General features: G+C 73.0%; 15 protein-coding genes. 6 read left to right on the top strand and 9 right to left on the bottom strand.

Annotated elements, in window-relative coordinates; translation table 11 throughout:
• Positions 1-25: 25 nt before the first annotated feature.
• From IF17_RS0132025 to IF17_RS0132010, 4 genes are read right to left on the bottom strand one after another with little or no spacing between them, the layout of a single operon-like run.
• Entirely contained in the window at positions 26-1,237 is a 1,212-nt protein-coding gene (locus tag IF17_RS0132025) for an ABC transporter permease (protein WP_030573669.1), read from the bottom strand.
• Positions 1,234-1,977, bottom strand: coding sequence for an ABC transporter ATP-binding protein (locus tag IF17_RS0132020; protein WP_051884180.1), 744 nt, complete (start codon positions 1,975-1,977; stop codon positions 1,234-1,236). Before IF17_RS0132020 ends, IF17_RS0132025 begins: the two co-directional genes overlap by 4 nt.
• The gene (locus IF17_RS0132015) at positions 1,974-3,041 is read right to left on the bottom strand and encodes an efflux RND transporter periplasmic adaptor subunit (RefSeq protein WP_030573657.1); all 1,068 of its coding nucleotides are present in this window, start codon (positions 3,039-3,041) and stop codon (positions 1,974-1,976) included. The genes IF17_RS0132020 and IF17_RS0132015 overlap by 4 nt, the downstream gene beginning before the upstream one ends.
• Positions 3,038-3,538 (bottom strand): hypothetical protein, encoded by a 501-nt coding sequence (locus tag IF17_RS0132010; protein WP_030573654.1) that lies wholly within the window; start codon positions 3,536-3,538, stop codon positions 3,038-3,040. The genes IF17_RS0132015 and IF17_RS0132010 overlap by 4 nt, the downstream gene beginning before the upstream one ends.
• Positions 3,539-3,655: 117 nt before the next feature.
• Here IF17_RS0132010 and IF17_RS0132005 point away from each other — a divergent pair, with 117 nt between their 5' ends.
• Together IF17_RS0132005 and IF17_RS0132000 are read left to right on the top strand one after the other, a co-directional pair.
• Positions 3,656-4,342 carry a response regulator transcription factor gene (locus IF17_RS0132005; RefSeq protein ID WP_030573652.1) on the top strand — a complete coding sequence of 229 codons (687 nt, stop codon included), beginning with the start codon at positions 3,656-3,658 and terminating at the stop codon, positions 4,340-4,342.
• Positions 4,339-5,505, top strand: coding sequence for a sensor histidine kinase (locus IF17_RS0132000; RefSeq protein ID WP_030573650.1), 1,167 nt, complete (start codon positions 4,339-4,341; stop codon positions 5,503-5,505). Before IF17_RS0132005 ends, IF17_RS0132000 begins: the two co-directional genes overlap by 4 nt.
• A gap of 8 nt (positions 5,506-5,513) precedes the next feature.
• Here IF17_RS0132000 and IF17_RS0131995 read toward each other — a convergent pair whose 3' ends face one another.
• Entirely contained in the window at positions 5,514-6,269 is a 756-nt protein-coding gene (locus IF17_RS0131995) for an SIS domain-containing protein (protein WP_030573646.1), read from the bottom strand.
• A 209-nt stretch (positions 6,270-6,478) separates the two neighbouring features.
• Between IF17_RS0131995 and IF17_RS0131990 the strand changes: the two genes are divergently transcribed.
• Together IF17_RS0131990 and IF17_RS0131985 are read left to right on the top strand one after the other, a co-directional pair.
• On the top strand, positions 6,479-7,171 hold the full coding sequence (locus tag IF17_RS0131990; RefSeq protein WP_030573643.1) for an iron-dependent transcriptional repressor DtxR: 693 nt from the start codon (positions 6,479-6,481) through the stop codon (positions 7,169-7,171).
• Between the two features lie 610 nt (positions 7,172-7,781).
• The gene (locus tag IF17_RS0131985) at positions 7,782-8,705 is read left to right on the top strand and encodes an alpha/beta fold hydrolase (RefSeq protein ID WP_030573640.1); all 924 of its coding nucleotides are present in this window, start codon (positions 7,782-7,784) and stop codon (positions 8,703-8,705) included.
• An 18-nt stretch (positions 8,706-8,723) separates the two neighbouring features.
• Here the strand turns inward: IF17_RS0131985 and IF17_RS0131980 are convergent, their stop codons facing one another.
• From IF17_RS0131980 to IF17_RS0131970, 3 genes are all read right to left on the bottom strand, one after another.
• Positions 8,724-10,361 carry a hypothetical protein gene (locus IF17_RS0131980; RefSeq protein ID WP_030573636.1) on the bottom strand — a complete coding sequence of 546 codons (1,638 nt, stop codon included), beginning with the start codon at positions 10,359-10,361 and terminating at the stop codon, positions 8,724-8,726.
• Positions 10,358-11,188 carry an ABC transporter ATP-binding protein gene (locus IF17_RS0131975; protein ID WP_030573621.1) on the bottom strand — a complete coding sequence of 277 codons (831 nt, stop codon included), beginning with the start codon at positions 11,186-11,188 and terminating at the stop codon, positions 10,358-10,360. Before IF17_RS0131975 ends, IF17_RS0131980 begins: the two co-directional genes overlap by 4 nt.
• A 71-nt stretch (positions 11,189-11,259) precedes the next feature.
• Positions 11,260-11,937 (bottom strand): bifunctional DNA primase/polymerase, encoded by a 678-nt coding sequence (locus IF17_RS0131970; RefSeq protein WP_030573618.1) that lies wholly within the window; start codon positions 11,935-11,937, stop codon positions 11,260-11,262.
• A 272-nt stretch (positions 11,938-12,209) separates the two neighbouring features.
• On the opposite strand from IF17_RS0131970, the gene IF17_RS0131965 reads away from it, so the two are divergent.
• Positions 12,210-13,592: an NsdA family TPR-like regulatory protein gene (locus tag IF17_RS0131965; protein ID WP_030573615.1), complete on the top strand. Its 1,383-nt coding sequence runs from the start codon at positions 12,210-12,212 to the stop codon at positions 13,590-13,592.
• Between the two features lie 151 nt (positions 13,593-13,743).
• The gene (locus IF17_RS0131960; protein WP_030573612.1) at positions 13,744-15,294 is read left to right on the top strand and encodes a hypothetical protein; all 1,551 of its coding nucleotides are present in this window, start codon (positions 13,744-13,746) and stop codon (positions 15,292-15,294) included.
• A gap of 35 nt (positions 15,295-15,329) precedes the next feature.
• Here the strand turns inward: IF17_RS0131960 and IF17_RS0131955 are convergent, their stop codons facing one another.
• Positions 15,330-16,610: an ABC transporter substrate-binding protein gene (locus tag IF17_RS0131955; RefSeq protein WP_030573611.1), complete on the bottom strand. Its 1,281-nt coding sequence runs from the start codon at positions 16,608-16,610 to the stop codon at positions 15,330-15,332.
• Positions 16,611-16,743: the final 133 nt, after the last annotated feature.

Here is a 16,743-nt window from a genome sequence, read left to right as displayed (position 1 = left end):
ACCGCCCCGCCCCCGGGGCTCCCCCTCACGCCGCGTGCAGCGCCAGCGTCGGAGACAGCCGGGACGCCCGGACCGCAGGGTAGAGGCCCGCCACCGTGCCGATCACCAGCGTCGCGCAGAAGCCCCCGGCGACCGCCCAGAGCGGGACCACCCACGGCAGGCCGCCCGTGTGCGCGTACGCCCCCGTCGCCGCCGCGCCCAGCGTCACCCCGGCCAGGCCGCCCAGGCCCGACAGCATCAGGGACTCCGTGACGAACTGGATCCTGATCTGGCCCCGGGTCGCGCCCAGCGAGCGGCGCAGGCCGATCTCGTACCGGCGTTCCAGGACCGAGATGATCATGGTGTTGGCCACTCCTACGCCCCCCACCAGCAGCGCGATACCGCCCAGGCCCAGCAGCAGACTGCTGAACGCCCCCTCGGTCGCCGCCTTCGCGCGGAGTGCCGAGGACGGGTCGGTGACCTTCACGTTCTGCGGGTTCTGCGGGTCGACCGTCGCCGCCATGACCTTCCGTACGTCCTGCACCGCCGCGTCGTCCGACCGCTCGTAGATCGACGTCGGGTGGCCCGCGAAGCCCAGCAGGCGCTTCGCGCCCTCCCAGCCGACCAGGGCGGAGCGTTCGATCTCCGGGGCCAGGGGGAGCGGGGCGAGGATGCCGGCGACCGTGAAGTAGCGGTCGCCTATCCATACCTGCTGCCCTGGCTTGGTGATGCCGAGGCGGTCGGCCGAGACATGGCCGAGCACGACCGAGGGGTAGCGGCCGGTCGCCGCGTTGAGCCAGCTGCCCCGGGTGACCTCGCCGCGCAGTACGCGGAGCAGGCCGGCCGTCGTCGCCTTGACCCCGATCCCGCCCGTATCGTCCTCGTCGATCTTCTCGGTGCGGCGTACGGTCGCGTCCAGGTCGGCGGTGGCCCCCACCTCCTGGACGCCCTTGATCCGGCCGACCATCCCCACCGAGCCCTCCGGGAGATGTACCTCCTCACCGGCGAACATCGAGTCGCCGGGCGAGGCCACCAGGAGGTTGGTGCCCAACTTGTCCAGTTCCCGGAGAAGTTGGGCCTGGCTGGAGGCGGAGATGCCGACCACCGCGATCATCGTCGCGATGCCGATGGCGATGCCCAGGGCGGAGAGCACGACGCGCATGGGGCGGCTGCGGAGGCCCGACGAGCCGACGTGGAGGACGTCCCGGGGGCCCAGGCGGGCTGCCTTGAGGCGGCTGCGGGCCGCGCTCCGGCTCACAGCTCCGCCCCCGTCGTCATGGGCCGGCGTACAGGCGGATTCCGTATGTCCGCCACCACCTCGCCGTCCCTGATCCGCACCTCGCGCGGCAGGCTCCCCGCGATCTCCGTGTCGTGCGTGATCACCGCGATCGTCGCCCCCTCCCGGTTCAGGTCCCGCAGCAGCTCCATCACCGCCGCCCCCGACGCCGAGTCGAGCGCCCCCGTCGGTTCGTCGGCCAGCAGAAGCGCGGGTTCGCCCACGACCGCCCGGGCGATGGCGACCCGCTGCTTCTGGCCGCCCGAGAGCTGGTCCGGCTTGTGGTGCAGGCGGTCCGCGAGGCCGACCCGGTCCAGCGCCTCGGCGGCCTTGCGGCGGCGTACGGAGCGGGGGAGGCCGGAGTAGAGCAGGCCCTCGGCCACGTTGTCGCGGGCGGAGACGCCCGGGACCAGGTGGAACGCCTGGAAGACGAAGCCCACGTGCTGGGCGCGCAGGGCGGAGAGGCGGCGGTCGGTCAGGGCCGCCACGTCGTGGCCCGCGATGTGGACGGTGCCGGCGGTGGGGCGGTCCAGGGTGCCGACGATGTGCAGCAGCGTGGACTTGCCGGAGCCGGACGGGCCGACGATGGCGAGGAGCTCGCCCTCCCGCACGGTGAGGTCCACCCCGCGCAGGGCGGTGACCCCGCCCGCGTACTCCTTGGTGACGCCCCGGAGGCCGACGACCGTACCCGTATCCGTATCCGTATCTGCGGCGCCGCTCATACCTTCGGCACCCCGACCTTCATGCCCTCGCTCAGCCCGCCGCCCGACACCTCGACCCGGCCCTCCGCGAACATCCCGAGCTCCACCTTCACCTCGCGGGCGGTGCCGTTCCGTACGACCTCCACGCCGAAGCCGCCGCCCGGCAGGGCCAGGAGCGCGTTCACCGGGACGGTCAGGACGTCCTTGCGGGTCTCGCCGGTGAGGTTCACCGTGACCGGCGACTGGTCGAAGCCGCCGACCTCGTCCGGCTCGTCGAAGGAGACGGTCAGCGTCACCTTCGGGCTGGTGTCCTGCGGGTCCTTTCCGGGCTTCGCCGTCCGGCCGACCGAGGAGACCGTGCCGGGCGCGCTCGTGCCGTCCGGCAGGTCGACGTCGACCTTGGTGCCAGCCTTGGCCAACTGACTCTCCGCCACGTCCAGTTCGAAGGTGACGATGCGCTCGCTGCCGGTCGTCGTGAGGAGCGGGGCGCCCGGCTGGGCCAGATCGCCGACGGCCGCCGCCACGCCCTTGATCCGGACCTTCCCGGGGGCGAACGCGATGTCCTGCGGGCCGACCGTGCCCGTCTGCTTGCTGCCGTGCGCCTTCTGCCAGCGTTTGACGGCCGCCGCGGTCAGCTCGGTGTACTCGGTGTCCGGGGTGAAGCCGGTGTAGCCGAGGGCGGCGAGGTTACGTTCCAGCTGCTCGACGTCCCGGCCCGTCTCGCCCGCCTTCAAGGTGCGGTACATGGGCCCGGCCCCGTACATCAGCCGGACCGCCCGGCCGTCGACCTCGTACAGCCGCTCGTTCCGTTCGATCGCCGCGCCGGTGCGCGGGGTCCAGGTCAGGGTGCCCGCCGCAGCCGCGTTGATCTTGCGCTGTCTGTCGTAGCCGAGCGTTCCGTCCGCCTGGGCGCTGTCGTGCAGGTCGCCGCGCTCGACCGGGGCGGTGGCCGGCGGCAGCCCGGTGTTCTTCGCGCCCGCCGACTCCGTACCACCGCTGCCGCCGCCGAACTGGGTCACGGCGATGGTTCCCGCCGTCACGGCGAGCACCGCCGCCACCGCCGCGACGGCCCGTCCGCGCCTCATCGGCCCACGCTCTCGCACGCCTTGTTGGCCTTCTCGAACTTCTTCATCTCCTGCGGCTTCATCGCCGGCATCGCCTGGGCCATCCCGCCCTCGAACTTCGGGTCGGGCATGTCGAAACCGTTCTTCCGCATGCACCGGGCGAAGGCGACCATCTTGTCCTTCTCCGCCTGGGTCAGCTCCTTGGGTCCGCCGCCGACCGCCTTGTCCTGGCAGGCCTTGAACGCCTTCTCCATCTCCTTCCTGCCCTTGGAGCCGCCGTCGATGGTGACGCCCATGCCGTTCTCGCCCGGCTTCGGCTCGGGGATGTCCAGGCCCTGCTCCCGGAGGCACTTGCGGTGCTCCAGGGCCTGGTCCTCCTTCGTCTTCTTCGTGGTGGAGGCCGATCCGCCGTCCTTGGTCCCGCCGCCGCCCGAACAGGCCGTGGCGGACAGGACGACGGTCGTGGCGAGCAGGCAGGCGGCGGCGAGACTGCGCCGCCGGGCAGTGAGAACGGTCATGGAGGGCTCCTCGGGACGTCGGTGGGGACGGCCCGAGCGTGGGCGAGGAGCCGGTTTCGTTTCTCTCAGCGCCGGTGCTTACACCGACGAAACATCGCTTTCGGGTACACAGAACCCATGCGCGTGCTGGTGGTGGAGGACGAGGAATTCCTGGCGGGGATGATCGCCGAGGGGCTGCGCCGTGACGCCGTCGCGGTGGACATCGCCCCCGACGGGCCGACCGCGCTGGAGAAGCTCCGGTTCGGCGCGTACGACGTGATGATCCTCGACCGCGACCTGCCCGGGCTGCACGGCGACGAGGTGTGCCGCCGGGTCGTCGGCGCCCGCCTGCTGACCCGGATCCTGATGCTCACCGCCTCGGGGACCGTACGGGACCGGGTGGCCGGCCTCGGGCTCGGTGCCGACGACTACCTGACCAAGCCGTTCGCGTACGACGAACTCCTCGCCCGGGTCCTCGCGCTCGGCCGCCGCTCCCGCCCCGCCCTCCCGCCGGTCCTCGAACGGGCCGGGCTGACGCTCGACACCGCCCGCCGCCAGGTCTGCCGCGACGGCCGCTTCCTTTCTCTCTCCCGCAAGGAGTTCGCCGTGCTGGAAACCCTCCTGCGGGCCGAGGGCGCGGTCGTCAGCGGCGACGACCTGATCGAGGAGGTGTGGGAGGAGGACACCAGCTACCGCACCAACGCGGTCCGGGTCACCCTCTCCAAGCTCCGTACGAAACTGGGGGCGCCACCCGTGATCGAGACCGTGCCGGGCGCCGGGTACCGCATCGGCGACCAACCCATGGCGGGCGGCGACGCCCGGTGAACAGCGAGCGCGCGCGGCTCACCGCGCTCTACGGCGGCCTGCTGGTGCTGGCCGGAGTCCTGCTCATGGGGCTCGTCTACGTGCTGGTCAGCGACGGGCTCTACAGCAGCGTCATGAGCGCGGTGGTCCCCACGGTCCCCGCCGCCGAACTGGGCGAGTCCGCCGCCCCCGCGCTGCCCACCTCCGACTGGGCGCAGACCACCGTCATCCAGCCCGGCCAGTACGCCGTCGCCCGGAAGGTCTCCACGGCCGCCGGTGACGCCGTGCTCCACCAGCTCCTCACCGTCTCCGCGCTCTCCCTCGCCGTCTACTCGGCGCTCTCCGTCGCCCTTGCTTGGTGGATGGCGGGCCGGGTGCTGCGGCCCGTCGGGGTCATCACCGCCCGGGCCCGCCGGCTCTCCGGCTCCAACCTCCACGAGCGGATCGCGCTCCAGGCCCCGCCCGGCGAGCTCAAGGAGCTGGCCGACACCTTCGACGGGATGCTCGACCGGATCGAGCAACTGGTCGCCGCCCGGCAGCGGTTCGCCGCCAACGCCGCCCACGAACTGCGCACCCCGCTCGCCGTGCAGCGGGCCGCCGCCGAGATCGGGCTCGCCGACGATCCGCCGCCCGAGAAGGTCGCCTGGATCCGGGACAAGCTCATCGACACCGCCGACAACAGCGAGCAGCTCATCGAGGGGCTGCTGCTCCTCGCGGTCTCCGACGAGGGTCTGCGGCGGCGCGAGCGGGTCGGCCTGGACGCCACCACCGCCACGGTCACCGAGGCGCTGGCGGCGGAGGCTCAGGAGCGGGCCGTCACCGTCGACGTGGAGGCCCGGCCGGTGAGCGTCCAGGGCGACCCGGTCCTCCTGGACCACCTGGTGCACAACCTGATCGCCAACGCGCTGCGCCACAATCACCCGGGCGGGACGGTACGGGTCCGGGTCGGCCCGGGCGGCCTGGAGGTCGCCAATACCGGGCCCGTGGTGGACGCGGCGGCCGTACCGCTGCTGTTCGAGCCCTTCCGCCGGGCGCAGGCCCGCCGCCACGCGCCGGGCGAGGGCGCGGGGCTCGGGCTCTCCATCGTGGCGTCGGTCGCCCGGGCGCACGGCGGGGACGTCGGCGCCACGGCGAACCCGGGCGGCGGGCTGACGGCCCGGGTGACCCTGCCGACCTGCGCGTAGTACGGAACTCAGTGGCGGTAGAAGATCCGCTCGCGGTACTCCGTCATGACCCGGCCGTTCCAGTCGTGGCCGCCGTCGACGTTCCCCGAGCGCAGGAGCGGCGGCTCGATGCCCCGGGCCACCAGCTGCTCGGCCGCCGCCGCCATCATCGACTGCATGATCGCGCTGGTGACGACGGTGGAGGCGGGGGCGAAGGGGGCCTCGATGCCGGGGGCGCTCAGCTCCGCGTCGCCGATCGCGATCTTGCTGTCCAGGACGATGTCGCAGTGGTCGCGCAGGAAGCCGCCCGAGGTGTGCCGGGAGCGGGTGTTCTCCGCGTACGCGACCGAGGTGACGCCGATGACCTTCAGCCCGAGGGCCCGGGCGTTCTGGGCCATCTCGACCGGGAGCGCGTTGCGGCCGGAGAGCGAGATGATGACGAGCACGTCGCCCGCGGTCGCCGGGCTGGAGTCCAGGACCGCCGAGGCCAGGCCGTCCACCCGCTCCAGGGCGGAGCCGAGGGTGGCGGGCATGACGTCCACGCCGGTGGTGCCGGGCACCGTGAGCAGGTTCATCAGGGCCAGTCCGCCCGCGCGGTAGACGACGTCCTGGGCGGCGAGGGAGGAGTGCCCGGCGCCGTACGCGAAGAGCCGGCCGCCCGCCTCGACGGTGTCGGCGATGGCCGCGCCGGCCGCCGCGATGGAGCCCGCCTCCTCGTCCCGTACCCGCTGGAGCAGACCGATCGCCGCATCGAAGAACTGACCGGCCAGCTTGCTGTCGCTCATCGGGAAGGACCCTTTCGACGGGTTTCTGCGGGGCGGGAATGGCTGTGCCGCGGATCACGTTGCGGTCTGGACCAGTGGCCTGTCAATAGCGCCCGGCGGCCTCCGGCGGACGGTCTTGGGCCGGGGCGGCACGGTTGTCCGTGCTATGCGTCAGAATTGGTGCAGGGCCATCGCACGACGATTTTCTGTCACAGCATCGAGGGGCACGTATGTCCGGACTGATCGACACCACGGAGATGTATCTCCGCACCATCCTCGAACTCGAAGAGGAAGGCGTGGTCCCCATGCGCGCCCGGATCGCCGAACGGCTGGACCAGAGCGGTCCGACGGTCAGCCAGACGGTGGCCCGCATGGAGCGCGACGGGCTGGTCCAGGTCGCGGGGGACCGCCACCTGGAGCTGACCGAGGAGGGCCGGCGCCTGGCCACCCGCGTCATGCGCAAGCACCGGCTCGCCGAGTGCCTGCTGGTCGACGTGATCGGCCTGGAGTGGGAGCAGGTCCACGCCGAGGCCTGCCGCTGGGAGCACGTGATGAGCGAGGCCGTGGAGCGGCGGGTGCTGGAGCTGCTGCGGCACCCGACGGAGTCTCCGTACGGGAATCCGATCCCGGGCCTGGAGGAGCTGGGCGAGAAGGCGGAGGCCGACCCGTTCCTGGACGCCTCGATGGTGAGCCTGGCGGAGCTGGACCCGGGCTCGGAGGGCAAGACCGTGGTCGTGCGGCGGATCGGGGAGCCGATCCAGACGGACGCCCAGCTGATGTACACGCTGCGGCGGGCCGGGGTCCAGCCCGGGTCCGTGGTCAGCGTGACGGAGTCGCCGGGCGGGGTGCTGGTCGGGTCCAGCGGGGAGGCGGCGGAGCTGGACTCGGAGGTTGCTTCGCACGTGTTCGTGGCCAAGCGCTGACGCCGTTGGCGTCTTTGACCGGGGTGGCCCCTGCGGTGCGCGTGGACGTCGGGGCGCCGGTCACCACCGCCAGGGTTCCGTCCTCAAACGCCGGACGGGCTGGATAGGGCGGAATCGCAGCGGGCCGACGGATCGCGTGCCAGGCTGAGGCCAGGCATATGACCTGAGGGTGCCGGGCCGGATGCGGTCGGGCACGGTCGGGGAGGGAGCAGGGAATGCGCCCGTCTTACCGGCATGCACGCCGATCGGTGGCTGCCATGGTCCGAGATGCCCTGGTCAGGGATGGTCTGGCGGTGGCCGCGCCGTGCTCTGCCATCGTTGTCGTGAACAAGGTGGACAAGGGTCGACCCCGGCGCCCGAAGGCGCCGGGGTCGGTCCTCCCCTTGGTCGACCTGGAGCCCCGAGCTCTCAAGGTCGTTCCCCACGGACCCCTGTCCCCGAGCGGTCCGCCTCCCGTTGAAGATCTCCCCAGGGCGGCCGACGGCAATCCTCGTCGCATGTCACTCGAACGTGGGGTGTTGAGCGGCGGATCCCTGTTTTCGAATAAGAGTTCGATAGTCTGGCGACGCCACCACGCGGTGATCGAGGACCAGAAGGGGGTGCCAGGACCATGGTGCGGCGCATCGATGTGACCGGATCCGACGGCGTACGCCTCGCGGCGTGGGAGTTCGCGGATCCGCCCAAGGAGCGTGCGGGATCGGACAGCGCGGGGGCGGACAGCGCCGGCGCGGACCGGGCCCCCGGGGTCTTACTGCTGCACGGGCTGATGGGCCGGGCCTCCCACTGGGCGCCCACCGCCCGTTGGCTCTCCGAGCGGTACCGCGCGGTCGGCCTAGACCAGCGCGGCCACGGCCGCAGCGAGAAGCCGGCCGACGGCCCGTACACGCGCGACGCGTACGTCGCCGACGCCGAGGCCGCGATCGAACAGCTGGACCTCGGACCCGTCACCGTCGTCGGCCACGCCATGGGAGCGCTCACCGGCTGGCAGCTCGCCGCCAAGCGCCCCGACCTGGTCCGGGCCGTCGTCATCTGCGACATGCGGGCCTCCGCCCTCGGGGCGGCCTCGCAGCGCGAGTGGAGCGACTGGTTCGCGTCCTGGCCGCTGCCCTTCGCCACCCTCGCCGACGTGCGGAAGTGGTTCGGCGAGGACGACCCCTGGGTGGAGCGGCCCAACCCCATGCGCGGCGCGTTCTACGCCGAGGTGATGGCGGAGACGGAGGACGGCTGGCGCCCGGTCTTCTCCCGCAGCCAGATGCTCCGCTCCCGCGCCACCTGGGTCTACGACGCGCACTGGGAGGAGCTGGCCCAGGTGCGGTGCCCCGCCCTGGTGCTGCGCGGGCTCGACGGGGAGCTGGGCCGGGCCGAGGCGCAGGAGATGGTGCGCGTCCTGCCCCGTGGCCAGTACGCGGAGGTGGCCGACGCCGGACACCTCGTCCACTACGACCGGCCGGAGGGGTGGCGGGCGGCCGTGGAGCCGTTCCTGGAACAGCTCGCCGAGGACGCCCGGGGCGACCGGGAGCCGGTCGCCCCGTAGCACCGCGCCGGGCAGGGCTCAGCCCTTGCTGACCGCCGTCAGGATCTCCGGCAGCCGGTTCGCCGTGCGCGGTGCCGCGATGCGCAGCCCCGCCCACCCGATGAGCGCCCCGAACACCGCACCTGCCGGGATCACCAGCCACAGCGCGTCCTGGCGGTCCGCGATGTGCAGCCACACCGTCAGCGCGATCACCGGACCGGCCAGCACCGGCGCGGCCAGCATGCCGCCGAGGATGGAGATCCACGCCAGCCCGCCCTGCCCGGGGGCCACGTTCTTGAACGCGCCCTCCTGCGGGATCGAGTACGGGAACAGCGCCGAGGCCACCGCCCCGATCGCCAGCATCGCGCCCAGCAGGGCGAAGGAGATGCCCAGCACCCCCGGCAGCGCCCGCCAGCTGCCGAGCAGCGCCGCCGTCGCCACACAGACCACCACCGTGTACGGGAGCGTGATCAGCAGCAGGGCCAGGGCCCGGGCGCGCAGCTCGACGTACGCGTCACGGGTGGAGGAGATCGTCAGGGCGACCATCCAGAAGGCGGAGGTGTCCTGGCCGAACTGGTTGTACATCTGCATGCCGAGCATCCCGGCGGCGAAGCAGGCGAAGTAGATCGAGCCGGTGCCCTGCAACGCGTTGATCAGCGGCACGATCGCGCCGATCGCCAGCGCCGTCACCCAGGCCGCCTTGGTCTTCGGGTCCCGGGCGATGTAGAGCAGGCTGCGGTGCACGACCGTGGCCGTACGCCCCTCCGGCAGCAGCGCGGACAGACCCGTGCGGCCGGACTCCTTGCGGGTCGGCGCCGCGGCCGCCAGCGTGGAGCCGTCCGGCGCGGTCATCAGCTTCACCAGCCCCCGCTGCCACAGCCACACCAGCGCCACCAGGGCCGCCGCCGTGACCAGCAGTTGCGCGGCCGCCACCCCGTACGACCCCCGCGACGCCGCGTCCACCGCCGCTATCGCCGAGGCGCCGGGCAGCCAGCGGGCCACGTTCCCGGCCGGCTCCAGCGTGGAGAGCCCGCCGGCCTCCCCGAGCCGCTGGGCGCCGAAGTTGACGAACTGGATGCCCACCGCGATCACCAGCCCGCTCAGCACCGCCAGATCGCGGCCCTTGCGGGAGTTGAGCAGCCGTACGTTGGCGGTGGTGACGGCCCGCGACAGCGCCACGCACAGCAGCAGCGTCAGCGGGACCGCGACCACCGCGAACAGCACACCCGCCGGCCCGTGCGCCAGCGCGAGCACCGAACCGACCGCCAGGCAGAGGGTGAACAGCGGCCCGATGCCGATCATCGAGGAGACCAGCAGCGCCCGGACCAGCGGCTCGGGCCGCAGCGGCAGCATCACCAGCCGGGTCGGGTCGAGGGTGTCGTCGCCGCTCGGGAAGAAGAGCGGCAGCACCGCCCAGCCGAGCGCCACGACGGCCGTCAGCAGCACCACGACCGTGCCGGCCTGGGCGTTCCCGCGCAGCAGGACGAGCCCGAGGACCTGGCTCGCCGCGAGCAGCAGCGTGAAGACGAGGGAGGCGATGTACGCCGCCTTGCGCCCGGACGACTGCCGCAGCCCGTTGCGCAGGAGCGTCAGCTTGAGCCGTACGAAGATCGGGGTCAGGCCCGTCGTCGGCGCGGCCGGGGCGGTGGCGGTGACGGGGGCGTCCAGCACGCTCATCGGGTGCCGCCCAGCCAGTCGAGCGAGTCGCCGCTGGTGTCCCGGCCGCCCGCGCCGACCAGTTCGAGGAAAGCGTTCTGCAACGACGGCGCGTCGCCGCGTACCTCCGCCAGCGTGCCCTGCGCCTTGATGCGGCCCGCCGCCATCACGGCCACCCAGTCGCAGAGCGACTCGACGAGCTCCATCACATGGCTGGAGAAGACCACGGTCGCCCCGGACCGGGTGTAGCGCTCCAGCACGCCCCGGATCGTCTGAGCGGACACCGGGTCGACGCCCTCGAACGGCTCGTCCAGGAAGAGCACTTCGGGGTTGTGGAGGAGGGCGGCGGCGAGCCCGATCTTCCTCCGCATGCCGGTCGAGTAGTCGACGACCAGCTTGTGCTGCGAGCCCGCGAGATCCAGTACGTCGAGGAGCTGGGCGGCCCGCTTGTCGACCTCGTCGCCCGGCAGCCCGCGCAACCGCCCGTTGTACGCGAGCAGTTCGTGCCCCGACAGCCGCTCGAACAGCCGCAGCCCCTCGGGCAGCACCCCGATCCGGGACTTCACGGCGACCGGGTCCGTCCACACGTCGTGGCCCGCGACCTCGATCTTCCCCATGTCGGGCCGCAGCAGGCCGGTGACCATGGAGAGCGTCGTCGTCTTACCCGCCCCGTTGGGCCCCACCAGACCGATGAACTTTCCGGCCGGCAGCTCCAGATCGATCCCCGAGACGGCGACCTGTTCCCCGAACCGCTTCCACAGCCCCTGTACGCGCACGGCGGGGGGCGCGGTCCGCGCCCCGCCCGCCGTCACGTCTGTCCCCGTACCCACATCTGCCTGGTCCGGCATGGCACAGCCTTTCGATATCCCCGCTAGATGGGGACCACCCTACGAAAGGCCCCTCCCGGCCCTGCCCGCCCCTAGGAAGCGCGGGTGCGGGCGTCCGCCGCCTCGCGCCCGCAGGCGTACGCCAGCGGGCTGATCAGTTCGTCCACATCGGGCAGCCACCGGTAGACGTGGGTGGGCTTACGGGCCCACTGCACGGCCCCGCGGCCACCGATCCGGGTGGGCGGGGCGGCGATGTAGTGGCCCTCGCCGCGGCCGGTGAGGTCGATCGCCTCCGCGTTCCAGCCGAGCGCGCGCACCAGTTCGGAGGCCTTGCCCGCACCGCCCGGCAGCACGAAGAAGAGCATCCGGCGGTCCGGGGTGCAGGTCACCGGGCCGAGCGTGAGGTCCATCCGCTCCATCCGGGCCAGCGCCAGGAACCCCGCCGACTCCGGGACCTCCAGCGCGTCGAAGGTGCGGCCGGTCGGCAGGAGCACCGAGGCGCGCGGCTGCTTGGACCACATGCGCCGGGCCGCCGCCCCGCTGCCGGTCGCCTGGCCCGCCCAGTCGGGCCGGTCCGCGTGGGCGCCGGGCAGCGGGCAGGCCGCCGCGCCGCAGGAGCAGCGCTCCCTGCCCTCCACCGCCTCCAGCCAGGTGCCGGGGAACACGTCCCAGTGGCGCTCTTCCGCGTACCGCACCGCGGCGTCGAGCAGGTGCTCGCCCCGCTGCTGAGGGACCTGTGCGGCTTCCGTGACTCCGATGGGCTCTTCCACGCCCAGCTCAACTCCCAGCCTCACTCGGGGTTACGGGCGCGCGCGACCCGGTCACGGTGCATCGATTCCGCACGCGGGGCGCATCGGTGCACGGACGGGGGCGCGCGTGAGGCGGTGCCACGAAGGGCGGGTAGAGCCCAGCAGGGCCGGGCAACTCGCCGTGCCCGTACCGAATGCCGATGGAATATGCGCATTTCTTGTGTATGTGACGGGCAGTGATCCTTCCACCGATCACCGCGTATCCGACTGTTCAGACTGTTCCAGGGGGAAATGTGGCAGCAAGGCCTCTCGTAGCCCGCCAGCCCAACGAACGGCTCCAGACGCTCATCCAGGAAGCCGCCTGTTCCAACGCGGGCCTCGCGCGCCGCGTCAACATGGTCGGGGCCGAGCGCGGCCTCGATCTGCGCTACGACAAGACGTCCGTGGCCCGCTGGCTGCGCGGACAGCAACCCCGGGGCCGGGCCCCGGGCATCATCGCCGAGGCGCTCGGCCGCAAGCTCGGCCGTACGGTCACGATCGACGAGATCGGCATGGCCAACGGCAAGAACCTGGCCTCCGGCGTGGGCCTCCAGTACGCGCCGACCGTCGCCGGGGCGATCGAGCAGGTCTGCGAGCTCTGGCGCAGCGACGTCGGCCGCCGCGATCTGCTCACCGGCTCCGCCGTCGCCGCCTCCGCCCTCGTCGAGCCCAGCCGCGACTGGCTGATCTCCGGCAAGGACCCCCAGGTCGAACGGATCGCCGGGGCCCGGGTCGGGAGGGCGGACGTGGCGGCGGTCCAGGCGATGACCACCGCCCTCACCGACCTCGACCACCGCTTCGGCAGCGGCCATGTCCGGCCGGTCCTCGTGCACTACCTCAACAGCGTGGTCTCCGGCCTGCTTTCGGGGGCGTACCGCGAACAGGTCGGCCGCGAGCTGTTCGCCGCCGTCGCCCGCCTCACCGAACTCGGCGGCTACATGGCGGTCGACACCGGTCAGCCCGGCCTCGCCCAGCGCTACTACATCCAGGCGCTGCGCCTCGCCCAGGCCGCCGGAGACCGGGCGTACGGCGGCTATGTGCTCGCCGCGTCGATGAGCCACCTCGCCGCCCAGCTCGGCAACCCGCGCGAGATCGCCCAACTCGCCCGCGCCGCCCAGGAAGGCGCCCGGGGCCAGGTCACCCCCCGCGCCCAGGCGATGTTCTACGCGGCGGAGGCCCGGGGCCACGCGCTGCTCGGGGACGCCCGGACCTGCCAGGTCGTCATGGGGCGGGCGGTCACCGCGCTGGAGCAGGCCGACCCGGAGGGCGGCGACGACCCGGACTGGATCGCCCACTTCGACCACGGGTACCTCGCGGACGAGCTGGCCCACTGCCACCGGGACCTGGGCCAGGCGCCGGAGGCCGCCAAGCGGGCCAAGGAGGCGCTGGCCGCGCTGCCGGAGACCCGGGCCAGGCGCCGGGGCATCGGGCTCGTCCTGCTCGCCTCGGCCCAGGTGCAGCAGCGCGAGGTGGAGCGCGCCTGCCACACGGGGACGCGGGCGATGGAGCTTCTCGGGACGGTGCGCTCCAGCCGGGGCGCCGAATATCTCGACGACCTCCAGCAGCGGTTGGCGCCGTACGGGCAGGAGCCCGCGGTCCGGGAGTTCGGCGAGCGGCTGGAGCTCCAGGCGGCGTGAGGGCTGGTGTGGCCGTTAACAGCGTTCCGTGGGCGCTGGGTGTTACCCGTCCTGTGAAGGGGTGGTGAGGGGGACCACGCGCTTGGCGGAGGCGGACGACCACCCGATAGCGTGAGCCGACGATTCCGTTGGTTCACACGTAGGAGTCCCGGTGACGCAGAGCGGACAGGGCGGACAGGGCGGCGAGCAACAGCTCCCCGCCGGACGGCCCGCGCACGAAGGTGTCGTGCTGCCCTCCGACGGCGGTGCCCCCTGGATCCCGGGGGCACCCACGGGCGGCCAGGCCGACCAGGGCGGGCAGCCGGCCGGCCAGGCCGTCCCTGCGGGCGGGCAGCCGTGGGGCCGGCCCTGGGGGCCGCAGACCGACGCCCCGGCGCAGCCGGGCGCCCAGGCGCCGGGAGCGTACGGGTACCCGCAGCAGCAGGCGGAGCCGTTGCCGCCCGCGCAGGGGCAGGGGCAGCAGCCGTACGGCCAGGGCCAGGGGCAGGCACCGGGGTACGACCCGTCGTACGGCCAGGGCGGCGCAGGGGCGTACCAGCAGCCCCAGCAGTCTCAGCAGCCGCAGCACTCCGACCCGTACCAGCAGCAGCACCAGCAGTACCCGTCGCAGCAGTACCAGCCCCAGCAGTCCCACCAGCCCCAGCCGTACGCGCAGCCGTTGCCGCCGGAAGCCGGTTCCGGGGCCGGTCAGGGCGTCCCCGGCGGTGACGCCGACGCCACGCAGTACATCGCTCCCGTCCCTGGCGGTCTGCCACCGCAGCCGGGCGGCGACGCGGACGCCACGCAGTACATACCGCCGGTGCCCGGCGGAGCCCCGTACGGGATCAGGCAGGGCGCGCCCGGTGCGCCGGACGACCGGCAGCCGCCTGCGGAGTTCGACAACCTGTTCCGTGCGGAGGGGCCCGCGGGCGCCACCCAGCAGATGCCGCACCAGCAGTACAACCAGCAACACCAGCAGCAGCCGCCCCAGGCCCCGTCCCAGCCGCAGCCCCAGCACGGCTACGGGTACCCCGGCCCGGGCAGCCAGTCGCCGCCCCCGTACGACGACGGCGGCGGCGAGGCCCCCCGTAAACGCTCCGCCCACATCCCCCTCATCGCCGCGGTCGTCGTCGGCTGCGCGGTCATCGGGCTCGGCGCGGGCGCCCTGCTCAGCGGCGGCGACGAACCGGCCAAGGACGACAAGCAGCCGGTCGCGTCGCAGAGTTCACCGGTCACCACGCCCACCACGGAGGCGGCGGCCGACCCCGGGAAGCCGCAGGCCGAGGCGCTGGACAAGCTGCTCGCCGACAGCAACAACAGCCGTGCGGCGGTGATCAGCGCGGTCGAGAAGATCAGGGCCTGCAAGGACCTGGACCAGGCGAACACCGACCTCAAGGGCGCCGCCCAGCAGCGCCGCGACCTGGTGACCCGGCTGGAGGGGCTCACCCTGGACCGGCTGCCGCAGCACGAGGCGCTGAACTCCTCGCTCACCAGGGCGTGGAAGGCCTCCGCCGCGGCCGACGAGCACTACGCCACCTGGGCCCGGCAGGCGAAGAAGAACAAGAGCGTCTGCAAGGGCGGCCAGGCCCGGTCGACCAACGAGACGGCCCGGGGCAACAAGCAGAGCGGCGACGCGACCAAGGCCAAGCAGGAGGCCTCCCGGCTGTGGAACGTCATCGCCGCGAAGTACGGCCTGACCAAGCACACCCCGGTCGAGCTCTGACCGGACCGTAGGAAGCTCCGGACGGGCGGTTGTGGTCAGCCGACCGCCCGCCGGGCGTCCGACAGGGCCTCCGTGACATCCACGAAGCCCTTCTTCTGGGCGGTGAGCCGCCCCTCGCGGACCACCTGGAACGTCACGTCCGCGTTGACGATGCGCGGGTAGGGCGAGGTGCCGAGCAGGTCCTTGAAGCGCCAGCGGAGCACCGGGGTCAGGCCGCCCGTGTCGACCTCGGTGCCCCGGTTGAGGGTGGAGGTGACCTTGTTGGCGGTGACGGTGTCGTCGTCGATCGCCTCGACGACCGCCTTCAGCACGGTGTAGGCGATCCAGGTGGTCTGCACGCCCGTGTCGTCCGGGTCGATGCTGTTGTCCCCGAAGGCGTGCTCCCGGATCACCTCGCGCATCCCGTTCCAGCGGGCGTCGCCCGCGTCCGGGTACCAGCCGGTGACGAAGGCCCCCTCGAACGGGCTGGTGCGGCCCCCCGTGCGGTCGATGAGCGGCTGGCTGACGCTGCCGAGCACGGAGGAGATCCTGACCCGCTCACCTTCCGGTTCCAGCCGCCGGAAGGAGTCGAAGAAGGTCTCCGTACGGGCTCCGAGCACGGCCGCGACACAGTCGCCGCCCGCCCGCCGCTTCAGGGCCCGGCCCGCCTGCTCGTCGTAGGAGGTGGCGTTCTCCGGGGCCAGGATGTCGGTGGACTCGGGCCGCTGGGCGGCGAGCAGCCCGGTGTTGAGGAGCTGCGGCATCCGGGCGCCGCCGAGCGAGTCGGGCCGCACCAGCGAGACCCGCTCGCAGCCGCCCGCCAGCTGCCGGCCGTGGCCCGCCAGGAGCGCCGACTGGCCGCCGTTGACCGGGTACGAGAGGTAGCTGCGGAACTCCTCGTCGGAGGCGCCGTAACCGCCGATGTACGGGATGCCGCCGGACTCCAGCACCGGGATGGCGCTCTGCCCGTGCCGGCTGTACGAGCCGACGACGGCGGCCACCTCCCGGTCGACGGCCTGCCGGGCGCACCGCTCGGCGCCCGCCGCGGTGTCGCGCTCGTCGCAGGTGATCACCCGCAGCTCACGCCCGTCGATGCCGCCCCGCTCGTTGATCCAGCGGGCGTACGTCTTCGCCATCGCGGGGACGCCCGGCATGGTCACCGCGTCGGCGTCGTCCACCTGGTCGGGTGCCCAGGTCATCACGGTGACGGGCTCCCCGGAGCCCCCCGAGCCCCCGGGGAGCACGCCACAGCCGGACAGCAGCAGCGCACCGGCCACCGCCGTGCCGATGACGAACTGGAAGGGGCGGGGGAAGGCGGTGCGTCTCCGTCCGGTCATGTTCAGCAACGCTCCCGCCCCCGGGGTAACGCCACGGTGTGCCGTGTTCAACGCTCGGTGACGTCCAGGTGAATTACGGGGGCCCGCGCGGGCCCGCCGGAGAGGAACGTACGATCGAGCACCGTGCAGCAAG

The organism is Streptomyces cyaneofuscatus (genome assembly GCF_000718135.1).
GTDB lineage: Bacteria > Actinomycetota > Actinomycetes > Streptomycetales > Streptomycetaceae > Streptomyces > Streptomyces cyaneofuscatus.
Note: the sequence above shows the minus strand (reverse complement) of the source record. Positions and strands in the feature narration are given on the sequence as shown.

Coding starts and splice junctions, on each gene's coding strand:
- IF17_RS0132020 (WP_051884180.1), bottom strand. CDS start 1,977: ATGAGCGGCGCCGCAGATACGGATACGGATACGGGTACGGTCGTCGGC.
- IF17_RS0132015 (WP_030573657.1), bottom strand. CDS start 3,041: ATGAGGCGCGGACGGGCCGTCGCGGCGGTGGCGGCGGTGCTCGCCGTG.
- IF17_RS0132010 (WP_030573654.1), bottom strand. CDS start 3,538: ATGACCGTTCTCACTGCCCGGCGGCGCAGTCTCGCCGCCGCCTGCCTG.
- IF17_RS0132005 (WP_030573652.1), top strand. CDS start 3,656: ATGCGCGTGCTGGTGGTGGAGGACGAGGAATTCCTGGCGGGGATGATC.
- IF17_RS0131995 (WP_030573646.1), bottom strand. CDS start 6,269: ATGAGCGACAGCAAGCTGGCCGGTCAGTTCTTCGATGCGGCGATCGGT.
- IF17_RS0131990 (WP_030573643.1), top strand. CDS start 6,479: ATGTCCGGACTGATCGACACCACGGAGATGTATCTCCGCACCATCCTC.
- IF17_RS0131985 (WP_030573640.1), top strand. CDS start 7,782: ATGGTGCGGCGCATCGATGTGACCGGATCCGACGGCGTACGCCTCGCG.
- IF17_RS0131980 (WP_030573636.1), bottom strand. CDS start 10,361: ATGAGCGTGCTGGACGCCCCCGTCACCGCCACCGCCCCGGCCGCGCCG.
- IF17_RS0131975 (WP_030573621.1), bottom strand. CDS start 11,188: ATGCCGGACCAGGCAGATGTGGGTACGGGGACAGACGTGACGGCGGGC.
- IF17_RS0131955 (WP_030573611.1), bottom strand. CDS start 16,610: ATGACCGGACGGAGACGCACCGCCTTCCCCCGCCCCTTCCAGTTCGTC.